The sequence below is a fragment of the Sphingomonas sp. C3-2 genome (assembly GCF_033025475.1).
Taxonomy (GTDB): Bacteria; Pseudomonadota; Alphaproteobacteria; order Sphingomonadales; family Sphingomonadaceae; genus Sphingobium_A.
This window is the reverse complement of sequence record NZ_CP130322.1, coordinates 3,175,884-3,192,603: the sequence shown is the minus strand read 5'-3', so window position 1 is coordinate 3,192,603 and position 16,720 is coordinate 3,175,884. Positions and strand designations below refer to the sequence as shown.

The following is a 16,720-nucleotide window of genomic DNA, read 5'->3' as shown; positions in this document are numbered from 1 at the left end:
TCCAGCGCAAAGGAATAAGCGCTGCACGCCGGGCCGACAATGCGTCTCCCCAAAAGGGCCCTCCCGATAGTGGCCATATAGGATGGGGGCGCGACCGGATCAGGGGATGTCAAAACAGCTTTGGGCAGACGATTTCGGGTTCGGCCACCCCGCCAAAATTCACCCAACTTTCAGAGAATATTGTGGCGACGCCAAAACATAAAAACCCCGCAAGTCGTTAGACTTACGGGGTTTTTAATGGTGGGCGTGGCAAGGATTGAACTTGCGACCCCTGCGATGTCAACACAGTGCTCTACCACTGAGCTACACGCCCACTCGGTGTGAAGCGGCCTTTAACGGGGGTGCCTGACTCGCGCAAGCTGATTTTACAAAAAACTTTCAATTTCCTTCGTTCGCGTCGTCCGACGCGAACATGCGCTCCACTTCGCTGACCAGTTCGCGCAGGTGGAACGGCTTTGACAGCACCTTGGCATGGGGCACGGCCTTGCCGGCCTTCAGCGTGACGGCGGCGAAGCCGGTGATGAACATGATCCGCATGGCAGGCGCGATGATGCCTGCTTTTTGCGCGAGTTCGATTCCATCCATCTCGGGCATGACGATATCGGTCAGCAGGAGATCGAAGCTCTCGGTTTCCAGAAACGGGATCGCGGCGGTTCCGCGATCGACCGCAGTGACGCCATAGCCTGCTTTTTCCAACGCCCGCGCCAGATATTCGCGCATCGCGTCATCGTCTTCGGCAAGCAAAATTCGCATCATTCCCCAACCCTCGGCATTCTCGACAGTCCGGTGCCCCCCGCCCCGAACGAAATTTCCATTTCATGGCCCATTCGGACGACTCGGAGCGTTTGCACCGCCATGGCCACTCGACTAGCGTGCCTTGATGGGCAACGCACCCTCTTACTCCTATTCGATTCACGGTCCCGCCAGCCCTGAAACGCCCGTTATCCTCTCTGTGCCGCATGCCGGCAGGGCCTATCCGCCCGCATTGCTGGCGATGAGCCGCGTTCCCGTCGACCGGCTGGTATCGCTTGAGGACCGCTACGCCGATGCACTGATCGGGGCAGCGGTGGCCCAGGGCTTCACCGCCATCGTCGCGCAGCGGCCGCGCGCCTGGATCGATCTCAACCGCCATGAACGCGAGGTCGATCCCGACATGATCGAGCCGCGCCTGCGCGGGGACGGGCTGATCCGATCCGCCAAGGTGACCGGCGGGCTGGGCCTGATCCCAAGGCGCCTGCGCGACGACGGCGACCTGTGGCTGTACCGCATCGCGGCAGAAAACCTGCAACGCCGCATCGCCGAAGATTATCGCCCCTATCATGAGGCGCTCCGCAGCCTGATGCGAGCGGCACGGGCCCGGTTCGGAATCGCCGTGTTGCTCGATGTGCATTCGATGCCCCCGATCGATACGGCGCAGATCGTGATCGGTAACCTGTTCGGCCGAAGCGCCGCGAGCACGCTGCCCGCCGTGGTTCGCGAAGCCGCGCAGGCCGATGGACTGCGCTGGGCGGACAACGCCCCTTATGCCGGCGGTCATATCCTGACCGCGCATGCCGATCCGAAGCGCGAGATGCACGGCATTCAGATCGAGATCGACCGTACGCTCTATCTGAAGGAAGACCTGCGCACGCCGCGCCCCGATCTGGGCGGGATGGACCGGTTCATTGCGAATATCGCGCAGCGTCTCGCAGATCGCGCCACCGATCTGCGGCTTCCGCAGGCGGCGGAATAGGACGCACAAAAAAAACCACCTCGCACAAAGGCACGAGGTGGCCAAGGTTCAGGGAGGAACACGCCAGAGGCGTGTTAATGTGGGACCGTGAAAGGGGGAGCACGGTCACCGCATCGACACCAAGATAGGATCCGTAAAGCCAGCTTTCAAGAGCGTTGCGAATACCCATCCATGTCATATTCTCTCTTCGATAAATCAAAGAGTTAGCGCAGGATTCAACGCGGCCGGAACGCCGGGATCATCCGCCCGAGAAAAGCATTGCCTTCCAACACATGATGTTTGAGCGCGCCCGCCACGTGCAGAACGATGAGTCCGATCATCGCAAGACCCATGATTTCATGGACCTCATGCAGGAAATCGCCGCGTGCCTTGCTGGGAGAAACGGGAAGGAAAGGAACGTCGAACAGCCCGAAAAAGCTGATCGGGCGCGGGGTCAACGACGACGACATCCACAGCCAGCCACTCAACGGGATGAGGATGATGAGCGCGTAGAACAGCCAGTGGACGATATGCGCCAGCCCCTTTTCCCACATGGCAACGGTGGCCGGCATGGGCGGCGGGCGATGCGTGATCCGCCAGCCGAGGCGCGCGATACTGAGGAAGAGGACGGTGATGCCGATCGCCTTGTGCAGGCCCATCACCGTCCGCCCATAAGGTTCGGATATGCCCTCGGACACAAAGACGAGGGCGATATTCAATATGACCAGTAGACCGATCGTCCAGTGAAGCCAGATGGCTCCGCGCGAATAGCTGAGAAAAGCGCTTTCCGTCCGATCGGTCATTCGAGGCCTCACTTATGCATTGGGTTGTGCCGGTACCTTGCCTGCTGCCATCTGCTTCGAGAACAATTCGGTCATCTGCGACAGCGAGAAGAGGTGCGCGTAGAGCAGCGGCAGGATGCCGTTGCCAACCAGCTTGCGGACGGAATCACCGCGCAGTTCGCGCAGTTTGTCTTCGGCAACCATCTGGAAACCGCGATAGATGAAGGGCTGTGCGGCACCGTCGGGCTGGATCGAGACTTCGCCGTCGATCAAAATCTTGGCCTTCACCACTTCGTCCATGAACGCCTGGGTGCGCTGCCAGCTCTGTTCCCATTGTTCGCAGAAGCCGAGAACCGACTTGACGGCGTCGCTGGGCTGGCCGTCTTCGAACAGCGGCTGACCGTCTTCGAATGCACCGATGACATCGGCGCTCGGATCGAAGCAGAGCGACAGTTCTTCCGAATCCGGACGCAGACGTGCGAGCATGAAGGGATAGCGGCGAATATAGGCCGGAACATAGGGCGCACCAACGAGCTTGCCCTCGTCGTCGACGAACATGTTCACGCCTTCGTTAAGGCCCATCAGCGCGAGCGGAACGGGGTTTTCACCGGTCGTGAAGATGATCGGATAATAACGCTGGGCGAGCACGAATTCGTCGATCGTGATCGGCACGGCATGCTGATTGACGAGCCAGGGCGCGCGGTCGACCTGACGGGCCTTCCAGTCCTTGTGGTCATTGCTCGAAAGCGGAACCAGATCCTTGAACATCACCGGAAGATTATTCGCCTGCGGGGCGCTCGCCATCAAAATTCTCCTGAAAGATCCCACATCTGCGCCCGGGGACCGGGCGGATTTGTGGATCATCGTTTATGGTGCGGCCTCGTCCATGGCAAGCGGGACCAGCTTGCCGGGATTGAGCAGCCCGGCGGGATCGAGCGCGGCCTTGATCGCACGCAGCGCCAGCAGCCGGGCCGGATCGGCAAGCCGCGCATTTTCGGCGCGCTTCATCTGACCGATACCATGCTCGGCCGAGATCGATCCACCGGTCGCCACGACCAGATCATGGACATGCGCGCTGATCGGCCCGCCGCACGCCATCGGCCAGTCGCCCCCCGCCCCTTCGGGCGCACGCACATGGAAATGGACATTGCCATCGCCCAGATGCCCAAAGGCACTGGCCTGAACGCCTGGAAATGCGCGCTCGACATCCGCCGCGGCGGAAATCATGAAATCGGGCATCCGCGCCACGGGCACCGAAATATCGTGCTGCAGCGCAGGTCCGCTGGCCCGTTCCGCCTCCGAAATGGAATCGCGCAATTTCCAGAAGGAATCGGCCTGCGCCTCACTGCGCGCGACAATCGCATCGGCAACAAGCCCCTGCGCAATGCCATCGGCGAGCAACGCTTCGAGCAGCGTGACAGGATCTGCCGCCTGCGGATCACTGCGATCCAGTTCAACAAGCGCGTGCCAGCGGTGCGTGCCTGAAAGCGGCGCACGCGTGCCGGGAATGTGGCGCAGCACCCGCCCGAGCGAATCGGCGGGCACGACCTCGAACCCCTCGATCGCGGTGCCTGCGCGTTTTTCGATGAGGCGCAGCAGTTCGAGCGCCTTGTGCGGGCTCTCAAGCCCCACCCAGCCCACCGCACGGTCGAGGATCGCGGGAACGAGATGAAGACTGGCCGCAGTCACCACGCCCAGCGTTCCCTCGGCACCGATCAGGAGATGGCGGAGGTCATAGCCGCGATTGTCCTTTTTGAGCGGATCGAGCCCGTTGAAGATCGATCCGTCAGGAAGAACCGCCTCGATCCCAAGCGTCAGCGCGCGCATTGTGCCGAAACGCAGCACCTGCGTGCCGCCCGCATTGGTGGAAACAAGCCCGCCGACGGTGGCCGATCCCTTCCCCCCCAGCGTCAGTGGAAAGCGCATGCCGATCTCTGCGGCGGCATCATGGAGATGCGCAAGGATCACACCCGCTTCCGCCACTGCCACGCCATCTTCGTGCGAAAGACTGCGGATGCGGTTCATCCGGCGCAACGACAAGATCAGCGCCGATCCATCGGCAGGCGGCGTTGCTCCGCCGACCATCGAGGTATTACCCCCCTGCGGCACGATAGGGATGCGAAATTCACCCGCCAGCCGCATCACCGCAGCCACCTCTTCGGCGCTCGATGGTGACAAAAGCGCAACACTGTCACCATGAAAACGCCCCCGCCAATCGGTGAGCCAGGGTTCAATCGCCTGACGATCGGCGGTAAACCCCTTGCTTCCCAAAAGGTTGTAAAGATTTTCCAGCGCAGCGGGCGAGATGACGGACATTATCTTGCGTTTACGGGAAAAAGGCGGTGAAGGGAATTCATCACATGTTCAAGCGTAACGAGGCATTTATCGCCTGATGGGTATCAAGCGGTGACAGGACTGGGTCTGGCCACATTGCTGATGGCAGGAAGCGTGGCCGGTGCGGCTGCGGGCGCTCCCGGATTCCAGCAATTTTCGGGCAGGGAATTTGCGCAGGTAACGATGCGCGAACAGGTGATCATTCGTGTCCAGACCCTGAAAGCCCCGCGTTCGGCCCCTCATCCATTGCGGGCGCCGGGTTCGAAGGTCAGCTTCCGCGAGAAAAAGGCGCCGCGCTGCCTTCCGCTCCAGTCGCTCGCAGGCATTTCGAACATCGCCTCCGACAGTATCGACCTTGTCCTGCGCGGCGGAACGCGGATCCGCGCCAAGCTGGAAGACGACTGCCCCGCGCTCGATTTCTACCAGGGTTTTTACTTCAAGCCGACGAACGACGGAAAAATGTGCGCCGATCGGGACAGCATTCACTCGCGTTCGGGCGCCCAGTGCGAAATTTCCCGTTTCCGGACGCTGGTTCCCGAACGCTGAAATCTTGACATTCAGGGGGTTTTGCGCCACGCGCTGCCCCATTCGCGGGGTTGGCCCGTGCTGGTTTTTCCGGACAGACTATGAACTTTGCCGATCTCGGCCTTTCAGACGAACTTCTGCGCGCGGTGAGCGAATCGGGCTATAACGAGCCCACGCCCATCCAGCAGCAGGCCATTCCGCCCGTGCTGATGATGAAGGATCTCATCGGCATCGCCCAGACGGGCACAGGAAAAACCGCCAGCTTCGTGCTGCCGATGATCGACATCCTGGCGCATGGTCGCAGCCGGGCGCGCATGCCGCGTTCGCTGATTCTGGAGCCGACCCGCGAACTCGCCGCACAGGTGGCCGAGAATTTCGAGAAATACGGCAAATATCACAAGCTATCGATGGCGCTGCTGATCGGCGGCGTTTCGATGGGCGATCAGATCAAGGCGCTGGAAAAGGGCGTCGACGTGCTGATCGCGACGCCGGGCCGCCTGATGGATCTGTTCCAGCGCGGCAATATCCTGCTCACGGGCTGCAGCCTGCTCGTGATCGACGAGGCGGACCGGATGCTCGACATGGGGTTCATCCCCGATATCGAGGAAATCTGCACCAAGCTGCCCGCCAACCGTCAGACGCTCTTGTTTTCGGCAACGATGCCGCCGCCGATCAAGAAGCTGGCGGACAAGTTCCTGACCAACCCCAAGCATATCGAGGTTGCCCGCCCCGCGACGGCGAACGCGTCGATCACCCAGAAGCTGGTTGAGGTCGACACGCGCAAGAAGCGCGAATGCCTGCGCAGCCTGCTGGTGCAGGACGAGGTGAACACCGGCATCATCTTCTGCAACCGCAAGACGACGGTGCGCGAACTGGCCAAGAGCCTGAAGCGCCACGGCTTCCGCGCGGGCGAGATCCACGGCGACATGGACCAGCCAGCCCGTCTGGCCGAACTGGAGCTGTTCAAGAACGGCGACATCAACCTGCTGGTTGCATCCGACGTCGCCGCACGCGGGCTTGACGTGAAGGGCGTGAGCCACGTCTTCAACTTCGACGCGCCCTGGCACCCGGACGATTATGTCCACCGTATCGGCCGTACGGGCCGCGCGGGGGCGACGGGCGTCGCCTATACCTTCGTCACCAAGGAAGACGCCGAGGCGATCGAGAATATCGAAAAGCTGATCGGCCAGAAAATCGAGCGCATCCCCGCACCCATAAAGGCTGCCGAGCCCGAACGCCGCCGCGAGGAACCCAAGGCCGAGCGCCGCGACGAAGGCCGCAAGCCGGATCGCCGCCGGGCGGAGGCGCAGGAAGAGCGCCGCGCCCCGCGCGAGCAGGCACCGCGCGATTATACGCCCCGCGATCACGCCCCGCGTGACAATGAGCCGATGGTTCCCGTTGGCAATAGCGAAGCGGGCTGGAACGGCCCGGTTCCGAACTTCCTGCGCTTCAGCTGCAGCAACTGATCGCGGTTGCGGCGTTCAGGCCCTATCGGCCGGACGCCGCATGATCATCTGCGGCACGATACGGTCGAGAGGCGTTGGGATCGACCGCGAATCCGAAACGCCGGTAAAAAGCCTGTGCCCGGCCATTATGCGCGACGACGTTAAGCCAGATCGGCTTGTCGCGCCCCAGCCAGTCCAGCGCGGTATTCATCAACAGGCCGGCAATGCCCCTGCCCTGATGAGCGGGCCCATGGGTTGAGCGGGTCGATCGCGCGACAAGCGCGGTGATGGCGTCCGGATCGGTGCGCGCCAGCGCCGCCGCATTCGTCAGCAGCGTGATTGCGGGGGTCTGGACGCTCCGGTTCAATCCTGCTGCCGTGCGGAATATCGCGCGCGGAACGAATCCGCAAAGGCCTTGAGCCGGCCCTCGGCGATCGCGGCACGCAATTCCTGCATCAGGCGCTGATAGAACCAGAGGTTATGCTCGGTCATCAGCATGGCACCGAGGATTTCGCCCGACCGGACAAGATGGTGCAGATAGGCGCGCGACCAGTTGGCGATCGGCGATTCCGGATCGATGGGGCGCAGATCCTCGGCATGTTTCGCATTGCGGATGTTGATCGGGCCATCCCAGGTGAAGGCTTGCCCCGTGCGCCCGCTGCGCGTGGGCAGCACGCAATCGAACATGTCGATCCCGCGTTCGACCGCGCCGACGATGTCGTCGGGCTTGCCCACGCCCATCAGGTAGCGGGGCTTGTCCGCCGGAAGCTGGCCGGGCGCGAAATCGAGCACGCTGAACATCGCTTCCTGCCCCTCGCCCACGGCAAGGCCGCCCACGGCATAACCGTCGAACCCGATATCGATGAGCTTGTCAGCCGAAATCTTGCGCAGGCCTTCGTCGAGCGAGCCTTGCTGGATACCGAACAGCGCCGCGCGCGAAGCATGGTCGACGCCGCTGTCGAAACCGTCGCGCGAACGCTGCGCCCAGCGCATCGATCGTTCCATCGACTTGGCGGCTTCGTCATGCGTGGCGCCGTTCTTGGTGCATTCGTCGAATGCCATGACGATATCCGAACCCAGCAGACGCTGGATTTCCATCGAGCGTTCGGGCGACAACATGTGGCGCGAGCCATCGAGATGGCTTTTGAAGGCGACGCCTTCCTCGGTGATCTTGGTGAGATCGGACAGGCTCATCACCTGATAACCGCCGCTGTCGGTAAGGATCGGGCGATCCCAGCCCATGAAACCGTGCAATCCCCCCAGCCGTTCCATCCGCTCGGCCCCGGGACGCAGCATCAGGTGATAGGTGTTGCCGAGAATGATATCGGCCCCGATGGCGCGCACATCGGCGGGCTTCATCGCCTTGACGGTGGCGGCGGTGCCGACGGGCATGAAGGCGGGCGTGCGGATCTCACCGCGCTGCATCTGGATGGTGCCGGTGCGTGCCTTGCCGTCGGTGGCGGAAATGGTGAAGGAAAAACGGGTAGAGCTCATGACGCGCGTCCTTAGCCGTCCCGATCCCGCTTGGAAACACTGGCTTTGGAGAGAAGCGCGGTGATCGTGCCGAGCGCCGCGACCAACGCGGTGCATTCACCTGCATCCAGATGCGCGACAGCGCCCGTGGCGCGCGCCCGGGCATCACCATCGACGCGTTCGAACAAGGCCCGCCCCTCCGCAGTAAAACGGATCGGGCGCTGGCGGGCATCCTCCCCCCGCCCCCGCGCGATCAGCCCACCGCGCTCCATCCGGGCGATGATGCGGCTCAGATAACCGGCATCGAGCCCCAGCGCGGCGCGGATATCGGACGCCAGCGCGGGTTCACGCACCGCGATCTCGTAAAGAATGCGCGCCTCGATCAGCGAAAATCCGCTGCCCAGAAACGACGGCTCGAGCGCCCCGACCAGATGGGTGTGAAAGCGGTTGAATGCGCGCAGGGCGAAAACGGCATCATCGGTTCTGGCGGACATGTAGCGATGGTGGCATATTAGTTGCCTAAGTCAACTATTTCGACTCGTGCAGGTGCTTTTCATGTCCAATGCCCACCCCCTCGACCGGCCGGTCTGGTCCGCGCTCAATTCCGGCTGGTCCGCCTATGCCGAGGGGGACAGCCGCGCGTTGCGGCTGTCCCCCGCTTTCGGCCCGTTCGGCGCCGCGCATGACCAGTCCCCCGAAAGCGTCGCCGCGCTTCAGGAACTGGTGCCGCCCGCAGGGGAATTGTGGCTGGTGGAGGCAGGGCCGGTGACGTGCCCGTCAGGCAGCCGGATTGTGCGCGAGGCACGTCTGACGCAGATGATGGCGGATGCGATCGCGCCGGGCGGCCGGGCGGTCGCCTTCGAACCGCTGGACGATCGCGATGCGCCCGAGATGCAGGGCCTGGCCGAATTGACCCGCCCCGGCCCCTTTGCAGCGCGCACGCATGCACTGGGCGATTTCATCGGGGTAAGGATCGACGGAAAGATCGTCGCCATGGCGGGCGAGCGAATGCAGGTCGATGGGTTCAGCGAGGTAAGCGGCGTGTGCACCCATCCCGATCACCGGGGCCAGGGCTATGCCGGTGCGCTCATCCGCGTGGTTGCCGCGCGCATCCTTGAACGCGGCAACAAGCCCTTCCTCCACAGCTATGCCGACAATGAAGGGGCCATCGCGCTTTACGAAAGCCTGGGCTTTCACCAGCGCGCCGCGATCGGCGTGACGATCCTGACGCGCTGAGGATCAGCGCTGGGGCGGTTTGCCGCCGGGTGCCGGGGGGCCGCCCGGAGGCCCCTGTTCCGCGCCCGGCGCCACGCGCGGGGTGCTGAGCAGGATCAGTTCGGCGCGCACCAGCTTGCCGTCGCGGTCGCGGTCCAGCTCAAGGAAGCGGCGGCCGAATTCGGTTTGATATTCCTGCCGCGATACCCGGTCGTCGCCGTCGCGGTCGAAATCATATTGGCCCGGAATGGCGCCGCGATCGCCCAGCCAATGCTGCGCCCAATGGCCAAGCTCAATCAGCGAGATCGCGCCGTCGCCGTCCGCATCGCCCTGACGGAACGAGCGATCGAGGCCCGCATCATATTCGGCGTGGGTGACAATGCCGTCGCCGTCGCTGTCGAAGCCAGAGATCATCACGGCGACGGGCGTTGCCGAGATGGTGGGGCGGCTGAGCACCGCCGGATCGAACTGCGGTTTCTTGCGCGCATCGGCGGTGGCCGGCGCGGCGAACGCCGCGAGGACGGGAAGCAGCAACGCATATTTCATGCGACATGTCCTTCGGGCAACAACAGGCTGGCATCGCCGTAAGAATAGAACCGATATCCGCTGGCGATGGCATGGGCATAGGCCGCCTGCATGCGTTCGCGGCCCATCAAGGCGCTGACCAGCATGAACAGCGTCGAACGCGGCAGATGGAAATTGGTCATCAGCCCGTCGATGCCGCGGAAACGGTATCCGGGGGTGATGAAGATCGCGGTATCCCCCTCGAACGGGCGAATGACATTATCCTCCCCCGCCGCGCTTTCGATGAGGCGAAGCGAGGTGGTGCCCACCGCGATCAACCGGCCTCCGCGTGCGCGCACCGCGTTCAGCCTATCCGCCGTGGCGGCGTCGATCCGGCCCCATTCGGCGTGCATCTTGTGATCAACGGTATCGTCGGCCTTGACCGGCAGAAAGGTGCCCGCGCCGACATGCAAGGTCAGGGTTGCACTTTCGATCCCGCGTTCGGCGAGGGCGGCCATCAGGCCGGGGGTGAAATGGAGCGCGGCGGTGGGTGCGGCAACCGCGCCGGCCTCGCGCGCGAACATCGTCTGGTAATCCTCCAGATCGCGTTCGTCGGTCGGGCGCTTGCCCGCGATATAGGGCGGCAACGGCATCGTGCCCGCGCGTTCCAGAAGCAGCTCGACGGGCTCGTCGCCTTCGAACGAGAGCGCGAAGCTGCCATCTTCGGCGCGGTCATGCGCGACGGCAAAAACGCCCGCGCCGAAATCGATCCGGTCGCCATCCTTCAGGCGCTTGGCATTGCGGATAAAGGCACGCCACTGGCGCAGCCCTTCGCGCTTGTGGAGCGTCGCGCCGATCCGCGCTTCCCCGCGCAGCCCTTCAAGCTGGGCGGGGATGACGCGCGTGTCGTTGAACACCAGCATGTCGCCGGGGCGCAGCACCGAAGGCAGATCGCTGACGATCGCGTCGCGCCGATCGGCGCCATCGAGCACCAACATACGGGCGCTATCGCGCGGCGAGGCCGGGCGGAGCGCGATATTTTCCGCCGGCAGATCGAAATCGAAAAGGTCTACGCGCATTATTTCTTGGGCGCGGGCGCCGCATCGGCCGGCGCCGGCTCAACCGGCGCGGCAACGGGTGTTGCGGCCCCCGCATCGGCCATCGCGGCGCGGACGATCGTGCTCGGGCTCGCGGGCGGCTCGCCGCGTTCGATGGCGTCGACATATTGCATGCCCGAAATCACGCGCCCGAAAACGGTGTAGCGCTTGTCGAGCGACATGCGCGGCAGGAACATGATGAAGAACTGGCTGTTCGCCGAGTTCGGATCATTGGTGCGCGCCATCGAGACGGTGCCGCGCAGATGCGGCAGCAGGTTGAATTCGGCGGTCAGGTCGGGAAGGTCCGAACCACCCTGGCCGGTACCCGTCGGGTCGCCCGTCTGCGCCATGAAGCCATCGATCACGCGGTGGAACACCACGCCGTTATAGAACCCCTTGGCGACGAGCGACTTGATGCGTTCGACATGCAGCGGCGCAACGTCGGGGCGCAGCTGGATCGAAACCCGGCCACCGGTCGACAGGTCGAGATTGAGAATATTCGCCTGATCGGTCGCTGGATCGGGCGCGGGCTTGGGAATCGGCATCACGGGCGGCGTGGCGCTGGCCTTGGACGGCTGCGTTGCCAGCACCTGCTCGGCATGCCCCGGGGTTTCAGCCGGAGCATCCTGCGCCATGGCGGCCTGGCTCAGGAACAGGCCAGCCAGTGCAGGCACGATGATTTTCAGACGCATAAGTTTCCGATTCCCAGTTTTACCGTTTTTCTATCGCCACTGCCTGAGCGGCGGCTGAACGATCAGTCGCCCTTGCGCCCGATCGTGTTGACGCGGTCGACCACCTCAGCCTCCACCGCCGCCGAGACGAAGCGCGAAATATTGCCGCCGTAAATGGCGATTTCCTTCACCAGACGCGAGGCAATGGGCTGAAGCGAGACATCGGCCATCAGGAAGACCGTTTCGATCTGGTCGTTCAACTGCTGGTTCATCCCCGCCATCTGATATTCATATTCGAAATCGGCGACGGCGCGCAGGCCACGCACGATCATCGATGCGCCCTGTCGTTCGGCAAAGTCCATGAGCAGCGAGTTGAACGAGACGACCTGGATATCGCCGCCAATGGTCGCCACTTCGCGGCGGACCATGTCCATGCGTTCCTCGACCGTGAACATCGGCGATTTCGACGGATTGGTGGTGACCCCGATCACCAGCCGGTCGACGAGCTTCGCCCCGCGCCGGATGATATCCATATGGCCGAGCGTGATCGGATCGAACGTCCCCGGATAAACCCCAATGCGCTGCGCCATTCAGCGATCCCTTTCAATCACGAAGCGGGCAACCGCGCGCAGCAGATCCGCTTCCTCTCCAAATGTCTTGAGATGCTCGATCGCCTGATCGACGAGCAGTTCGGCCTGCGCGCGGGCGCGCTCCGCGCCCATCAGCGTCAGGAAGGTCGCCTTGCCGGCGGCGGCATCCTTGTTCAGCGCCTTGCCGGCAACCGCTTCGTCGCCCTCTACGTCGAGAAGGTCGTCGCAGATCTGGAAGGCCAGGCCGATGTCGCGGGCATAGCCGCGCAGCCCCATGCGGCCTTCGGGCGGAATATGGCCCAGAATGGCGCCGATCTCGACGCTGGCGGCGATGAGCGCACCTGTCTTCAGCTGCTGCAATCGGGTGATCGTGCCGAGATCGAAGCCGTTGCGCTCGGCGGACAAGTCCATCGTCTGGCCGCCGACCATGCCGGCCGCCCCCGCCGCGCGCGCGACGGTGAGCACCAGTTCTGCACGCACGAACGGATCGGGGCTCGTCGCATCGTCCGCAAGGATTTCAAAGGCCAGTGCCTGCAGCGCATCACCAGCCAGAATGGCAGCCGCTTCATCGAACGCCTTGTGCACCGTCGGCTTGCCACGGCGCATATCGTCGTCATCCATCGCGGGCAGATCGTCATGCACCAACGAATAGACATGGACGCATTCAATCGCGGTTGCCGCGCGCAGCGCGCGCTGGCGATCGACGTTGAACAGTTCGGCCGTGGCCAGCGTCAGCAGCGGACGTAGCCGCTTGCCGCCGCCGATCGCCGCGTGGCGCATTGCAAGGTATAGCGGCGCGCGCGCATCGTCGGGCGCACGCAGCAACAGATCGAATTGCCGGTCGATATCTTCGGCAACCCGCTCAAGCGCGACATCGAGTATCGACATGCTTTCCATCCAGCCTCAGGCCGCGTCGAACGGCTGGGTTCCGGACGGGCGGCCATCCTGGCCGAGGCTGATCTTTTCGATCCGCGCCTGTGCGGCCGCAAGCCGCGCCTCGCATTGCTGGCGCAGGCGATCGCCCTCGGCATAGAGGCTGATCGACTCGTCGAGCGAGGCTTCCCCGCTTTCGAGGCGGGAAACAATGGTTTCGAGCCGCTTCAGCGCGTCTTCGAAGGACAGTTCGGCGAGTTCGGCGTCGGTGGTCTCAGTCATGGTTTCGCTATGGGCGAGCGGGCATGGCGCGGTCAAGCGCGTGCGCGCCTCGGCCGCTGGATCGGCGCCTGAAACAGCTATAGAAACAGGCCATCCCCCCTCCCCTTACGCCAAGGACCCGCCACCATGTTCACGAGCCGCAATCCCGCCACCGGCGAAACTGGTGAGAGCTATGCCGAGCTTGATGCCGCCGCGATCGAGGCCCGGCTGCAAAAGGCGGCCCGCGCCTATGCCGCATGGCGCGTGAGCCCGCTTGAGGAACGCGCCGCACTTTTGACGCGCATTGCCGATCGTTACACCGAAAATCGGGAAAAGCTGGCGCGCATGGCCACGTTCGAAATGGGCAAGACGCTCAATTCCGCGCTGGCTGAGGTGGATAAATGCGCGAACGCATTTCGCTTCTATGCCGAAAAGGGCGCGGCGATGCTGGCGGATGTCGAAACCGACCTGGGTGGCGGCCGCAAGGCGATCGCCCGGTGGAGCCCGCAAGGTGCGGTACTCGCGGTCATGCCGTGGAACTTCCCGTTCTGGCAGGTTGTCCGCTTTCTCGCGCCCACGATCATGGCGGGCAATGTCGGGCTGCTCAAACATGCCAGCAACGTCCCCGGCTGCGCGCAGTTGATCGAGGATATGGTCACGCAAGTGGGCGCACCGGAAGGGCTGTTCCAGAATTTGCACATCAAGTCGGACGCGGTCGCCGGCCTCATCGCCGATGACCGCATCGTCGCGGTGACGCTGACGGGAAGTGAAGGCGCCGGGATGAAGGTGGCGGAACAGGCCGGGCAGGCACTGAAAAAGGTGGTGCTGGAACTGGGCGGGTCAGATCCGTTCATCGTCATGCCCAGCGCCGATCTCGACAAGGCGGCAGCAACGGCGGTGAAGGCGCGTATCCAGAATAGCGGGCAGAGCTGCATCTGCGCCAAGCGCATGATCGTCCATGCCGATGTCCACGACGCCTTCATGGAACGCTTCGTGAAGGGGATGCAGGCGGTGAAGACGGGCGATCCGCTGGCCCCCGAGACCGATATGGGCCCGCTTTCAAGCCACAAGGCACGAGACGAGATGACGGAGCAGCTGAAACGCGCGGTCGCAGCCGGCGCCACCTTGTTGTTCGGCGGCGAAACGCCCGCCGGCCCCGGCGCCTATATGCTGCCCGCAATTCTCACTGATATTCCGCGCGGCGCGGCCGTAGCGCGCGAGGAATTTTTCGGCCCGGTCGCGATGATCTTCAAGGCGAACGACATCGACCATGCGATCGAGATCGCCAATGACGTGCCCTTTGGCCTCGGATCGAGCATCTGGACCAATGATCCGGCCGAGCGCGCCCGGCTGGTGCGCGATATCGAGGCAGGGATGGTGGCCGTCAACGAGATGCTGGCATCCGATCCGCACGCCCCCTTTGGCGGGATCAAACGCTCGGGCCATGGCCGTGAACTCGGCCGCCACGGGCTGCACGAGTTCATGAACCTGAAGACGGTGATGGTGGCAGGCTGATCGGCGCGCCGGGCGGTTCAGGCCGCCTGGCTGGCCCCGGCTGCGCGCGCGCGTTCCTCGGCCACCAATTCCTTGCGGCTGAGCTTGCCGACCATCGTCTTGGGCAGGCTTTCGCGTACCTCGACAGCAACCACGCGCTCATGCTTGCCGAGCAGCGGGTTGAGCCAGGCCTTCAGCGCCTCGCCATCGCCCTGCGCGCCGTCGTTCAGCGTGACGAAGGCCTTGGGCATTTCGCCGTGATAAGCATCGGCCACGCCGATCACCAACGCCTCCTTCACCGCCGGGTTGCGGTACAGGACGGTCTCGATCACGCTCGGGAACACCTTGAACCCGCCAACCGCGATCATGTCCTTCAGCCGGTCGACGATGCGGATATAACCGTCCTCATCGATCACCGCGACATCGCCGGTACGCAGGAACTCGCCCACAAACATATCGGCATCGGCGTCGGGGCGCTGCCAATAGCCCTTCATCACCTGCGGCCCGGCGAACACCAGTTCACCCGGCTCGCCCTCGGGCGGCGGACGGGTGGGATCCTCCTTGTCGACCAGCTTCACCAGCGTGCCGGGGATTGGTTGACCGATCGTGCCCGTCTTGTTCACGCCCTCATAAGGGTTGCTCGACACCACGCCCGAGCTTTCGGTGAGGCCATAGCCTTCGACCACCTTGGCCCCGGTCCGTGCCTCGAACTTCGCCTTCACCTCGGCGGGCAGCGGTGCGCCGCCCGAAATGCAGATGCGCAGGCTGGAAAAATCGGTGCGGTCGATATGCGGGTGATCGAGCAGCGCCTGATACATGGTCGGCACGCCGGGGAGCGCCGTCGCCTTCACCCGCTGGAGCGTGGCGAGCGCCTGGGTAGCATCGAACCGCGGCAGCATCGCGATCATCCCGCCGTTCAACACGGTGCGATTGAGCACGCAGGTGTTCGCAAAGACATGGAAGAAAGGCAGCACGCCAAGGATACGGTCGGGCGCATCGGGCTCGGGATCGAGCAGCGCCACCTGCCGCGCATTGGCTGAAAGGTTCTGGTGCGTGAGCATCGCCCCTTTGGGCGTGCCCGTGGTGCCGCCGGTATATTGGATCAGCGCGATATCGTTGAGCGGATCGATTGCCACAGGCGCGCAATCGCCCTTGTTCGCGATCAGTTGCGAAAAGCTCATGATCCGGGGATCGTGCGGCCGCTCGGCAACCTCGGATCGGCGGAACAATCGGTAGAGGATCGACTTGGTGGCCGGAAGCGCGCCCGCGACCGAGCCGACAACCAGCCGTTCCAGCCCGCTCTGTTCGAGCACATTGAGCGCAGTCGGCAGCAAGGCGCTGGCCGATAATGTGAAGAGGATGCGCGTCCCCGAATCCGCCACCTGATGCGCCAATTCCTCGACACTGTAGAGCGGCGAGAAGTTGACGACCGTCGCCCCCATCATCAGCGCGCCGTAATAGGCGGCGACATAGTGAGGCACATTGGGCAGGAACAGGCCAACCCTGTCCCCCTTGCCGATGCCCAGCGCCTTCAGCCCGCAGGCAACGCGCCGCGCGCCGTTCAGCGATTCAGCATAGCTGTAATGGCGCCCCATGAAATCGAGGAGCGGCGCCTCACCATTGCGCGCTGCGCTGCGTTCGAGCATCTCGTGCAGCGCGAGCGGCGGAAATTCCTGTTCCCATGCATTGGGATGCTGATAGTGCGTGTTCCAGATGGTCTGCGAGGAAGTCATGCCTCAACTCTA

Annotated in this window: 19 protein-coding genes and 1 tRNA gene; 5 read left to right on the top strand and 15 right to left on the bottom strand. The window is 63.6% G+C overall.

What is annotated here, in order from left to right; genetic code table 11:
• Positions 1-238 precede the first annotated feature (238 nt).
• Together QYC26_RS15315 and cpdR are read right to left on the bottom strand one after the other, a co-directional pair.
• Positions 239-313 (bottom strand) — tRNA-Val (locus tag QYC26_RS15315).
• A 65-nt stretch (positions 314-378) separates the two neighbouring features.
• Positions 379-756, bottom strand: a complete 378-nt coding sequence (gene cpdR / locus QYC26_RS15310; protein ID WP_317513085.1) for a cell cycle two-component system response regulator CpdR — start codon at positions 754-756, stop codon at positions 379-381.
• Between the two features lie 124 nt (positions 757-880).
• Between cpdR and QYC26_RS15305 the strand changes: the two genes are divergently transcribed.
• Positions 881-1,732 carry an N-formylglutamate amidohydrolase gene (locus tag QYC26_RS15305; protein ID WP_317513084.1) on the top strand — a complete coding sequence of 284 codons (852 nt, stop codon included), beginning with the start codon at positions 881-883 and terminating at the stop codon, positions 1,730-1,732.
• A 215-nt stretch (positions 1,733-1,947) separates the two neighbouring features.
• On the opposite strand, the gene QYC26_RS15300 is transcribed toward QYC26_RS15305, so the two are convergent.
• The 3 genes from QYC26_RS15300 to QYC26_RS15290 all read right to left on the bottom strand — a co-directional run bounded on the left by QYC26_RS15300 (position 1,948) and on the right by QYC26_RS15290 (position 4,809).
• The gene (locus tag QYC26_RS15300; protein WP_317513083.1) at positions 1,948-2,514 is read right to left on the bottom strand and encodes a cytochrome b; all 567 of its coding nucleotides are present in this window, start codon (positions 2,512-2,514) and stop codon (positions 1,948-1,950) included.
• 12 nt (positions 2,515-2,526) lie between these two features.
• The gene (locus tag QYC26_RS15295) at positions 2,527-3,297 is read right to left on the bottom strand and encodes a SapC family protein (RefSeq protein WP_317513082.1); all 771 of its coding nucleotides are present in this window, start codon (positions 3,295-3,297) and stop codon (positions 2,527-2,529) included.
• A 63-nt stretch (positions 3,298-3,360) separates the two neighbouring features.
• On the bottom strand, positions 3,361-4,809 hold the full coding sequence (locus tag QYC26_RS15290; protein ID WP_317513081.1) for an FAD-binding oxidoreductase: 1,449 nt from the start codon (positions 4,807-4,809) through the stop codon (positions 3,361-3,363).
• A 90-nt stretch (positions 4,810-4,899) separates the two neighbouring features.
• On the opposite strand from QYC26_RS15290, the gene QYC26_RS15285 reads away from it, so the two are divergent.
• Complete coding sequence (locus QYC26_RS15285; RefSeq protein ID WP_317513080.1) at positions 4,900-5,373, top strand: hypothetical protein; 474 nt, start codon at positions 4,900-4,902, stop codon at positions 5,371-5,373.
• 80 nt (positions 5,374-5,453) lie between these two features.
• Entirely contained in the window at positions 5,454-6,818 is a 1,365-nt protein-coding gene (locus tag QYC26_RS15280) for a DEAD/DEAH box helicase (protein WP_317513079.1), read from the top strand.
• A 22-nt stretch (positions 6,819-6,840) separates the two neighbouring features.
• On the opposite strand, the gene QYC26_RS15275 is transcribed toward QYC26_RS15280, so the two are convergent.
• From QYC26_RS15275 to QYC26_RS15265, 3 genes are read right to left on the bottom strand one after another with little or no spacing between them, the layout of a single operon-like run.
• Positions 6,841-7,164, bottom strand: a complete 324-nt coding sequence (locus QYC26_RS15275; RefSeq protein WP_317513078.1) for a GNAT family N-acetyltransferase — start codon at positions 7,162-7,164, stop codon at positions 6,841-6,843.
• On the bottom strand, positions 7,161-8,291 hold the full coding sequence (gene tgt / locus QYC26_RS15270; RefSeq protein ID WP_317513077.1) for a tRNA guanosine(34) transglycosylase Tgt: 1,131 nt from the start codon (positions 8,289-8,291) through the stop codon (positions 7,161-7,163). The genes QYC26_RS15275 and tgt overlap by 4 nt, the downstream gene beginning before the upstream one ends.
• A gap of 11 nt (positions 8,292-8,302) precedes the next feature.
• Positions 8,303-8,764 carry a MarR family winged helix-turn-helix transcriptional regulator gene (locus tag QYC26_RS15265; RefSeq protein ID WP_317513076.1) on the bottom strand — a complete coding sequence of 154 codons (462 nt, stop codon included), beginning with the start codon at positions 8,762-8,764 and terminating at the stop codon, positions 8,303-8,305.
• A gap of 61 nt (positions 8,765-8,825) precedes the next feature.
• Here QYC26_RS15265 and QYC26_RS15260 point away from each other — a divergent pair, with 61 nt between their 5' ends.
• Positions 8,826-9,506 (top strand): GNAT family N-acetyltransferase, encoded by a 681-nt coding sequence (locus tag QYC26_RS15260; RefSeq protein WP_317513075.1) that lies wholly within the window; start codon positions 8,826-8,828, stop codon positions 9,504-9,506.
• A gap of 3 nt (positions 9,507-9,509) precedes the next feature.
• Here the strand turns inward: QYC26_RS15260 and QYC26_RS15255 are convergent, their stop codons facing one another.
• From QYC26_RS15255 to QYC26_RS15230, 6 genes are all read right to left on the bottom strand, one after another.
• Entirely contained in the window at positions 9,510-10,031 is a 522-nt protein-coding gene (locus QYC26_RS15255) for an EF-hand domain-containing protein (protein WP_317513074.1), read from the bottom strand.
• Positions 10,028-11,068: a tRNA preQ1(34) S-adenosylmethionine ribosyltransferase-isomerase QueA gene (queA, locus tag QYC26_RS15250; protein ID WP_317513073.1), complete on the bottom strand. Its 1,041-nt coding sequence runs from the start codon at positions 11,066-11,068 to the stop codon at positions 10,028-10,030. The genes QYC26_RS15255 and queA overlap by 4 nt, the downstream gene beginning before the upstream one ends.
• Entirely contained in the window at positions 11,068-11,778 is a 711-nt protein-coding gene (locus tag QYC26_RS15245) for a peptidylprolyl isomerase (protein ID WP_317513072.1), read from the bottom strand. The genes queA and QYC26_RS15245 overlap by 1 nt, the downstream gene beginning before the upstream one ends.
• A 62-nt stretch (positions 11,779-11,840) precedes the next feature.
• Entirely contained in the window at positions 11,841-12,347 is a 507-nt protein-coding gene (gene coaD / locus QYC26_RS15240) for a pantetheine-phosphate adenylyltransferase (RefSeq protein ID WP_317513071.1), read from the bottom strand.
• On the bottom strand, positions 12,348-13,235 hold the full coding sequence (locus QYC26_RS15235) for a polyprenyl synthetase family protein (RefSeq protein ID WP_411197608.1): 888 nt from the start codon (positions 13,233-13,235) through the stop codon (positions 12,348-12,350). It abuts the gene before it with no gap.
• A gap of 15 nt (positions 13,236-13,250) precedes the next feature.
• Positions 13,251-13,502 carry an exodeoxyribonuclease VII small subunit gene (locus QYC26_RS15230; protein WP_317513069.1) on the bottom strand — a complete coding sequence of 84 codons (252 nt, stop codon included), beginning with the start codon at positions 13,500-13,502 and terminating at the stop codon, positions 13,251-13,253.
• Between the two features lie 126 nt (positions 13,503-13,628).
• Here QYC26_RS15230 and QYC26_RS15225 point away from each other — a divergent pair, with 126 nt between their 5' ends.
• Entirely contained in the window at positions 13,629-14,996 is a 1,368-nt protein-coding gene (locus tag QYC26_RS15225; protein WP_317513068.1) for an NAD-dependent succinate-semialdehyde dehydrogenase, read from the top strand.
• 17 nt (positions 14,997-15,013) lie between these two features.
• Here QYC26_RS15225 and QYC26_RS15220 read toward each other — a convergent pair whose 3' ends face one another.
• Positions 15,014-16,708 (bottom strand): long-chain fatty acid--CoA ligase, encoded by a 1,695-nt coding sequence (locus tag QYC26_RS15220; protein ID WP_317513067.1) that lies wholly within the window; start codon positions 16,706-16,708, stop codon positions 15,014-15,016.
• Positions 16,709-16,720 lie beyond the last annotated feature (12 nt).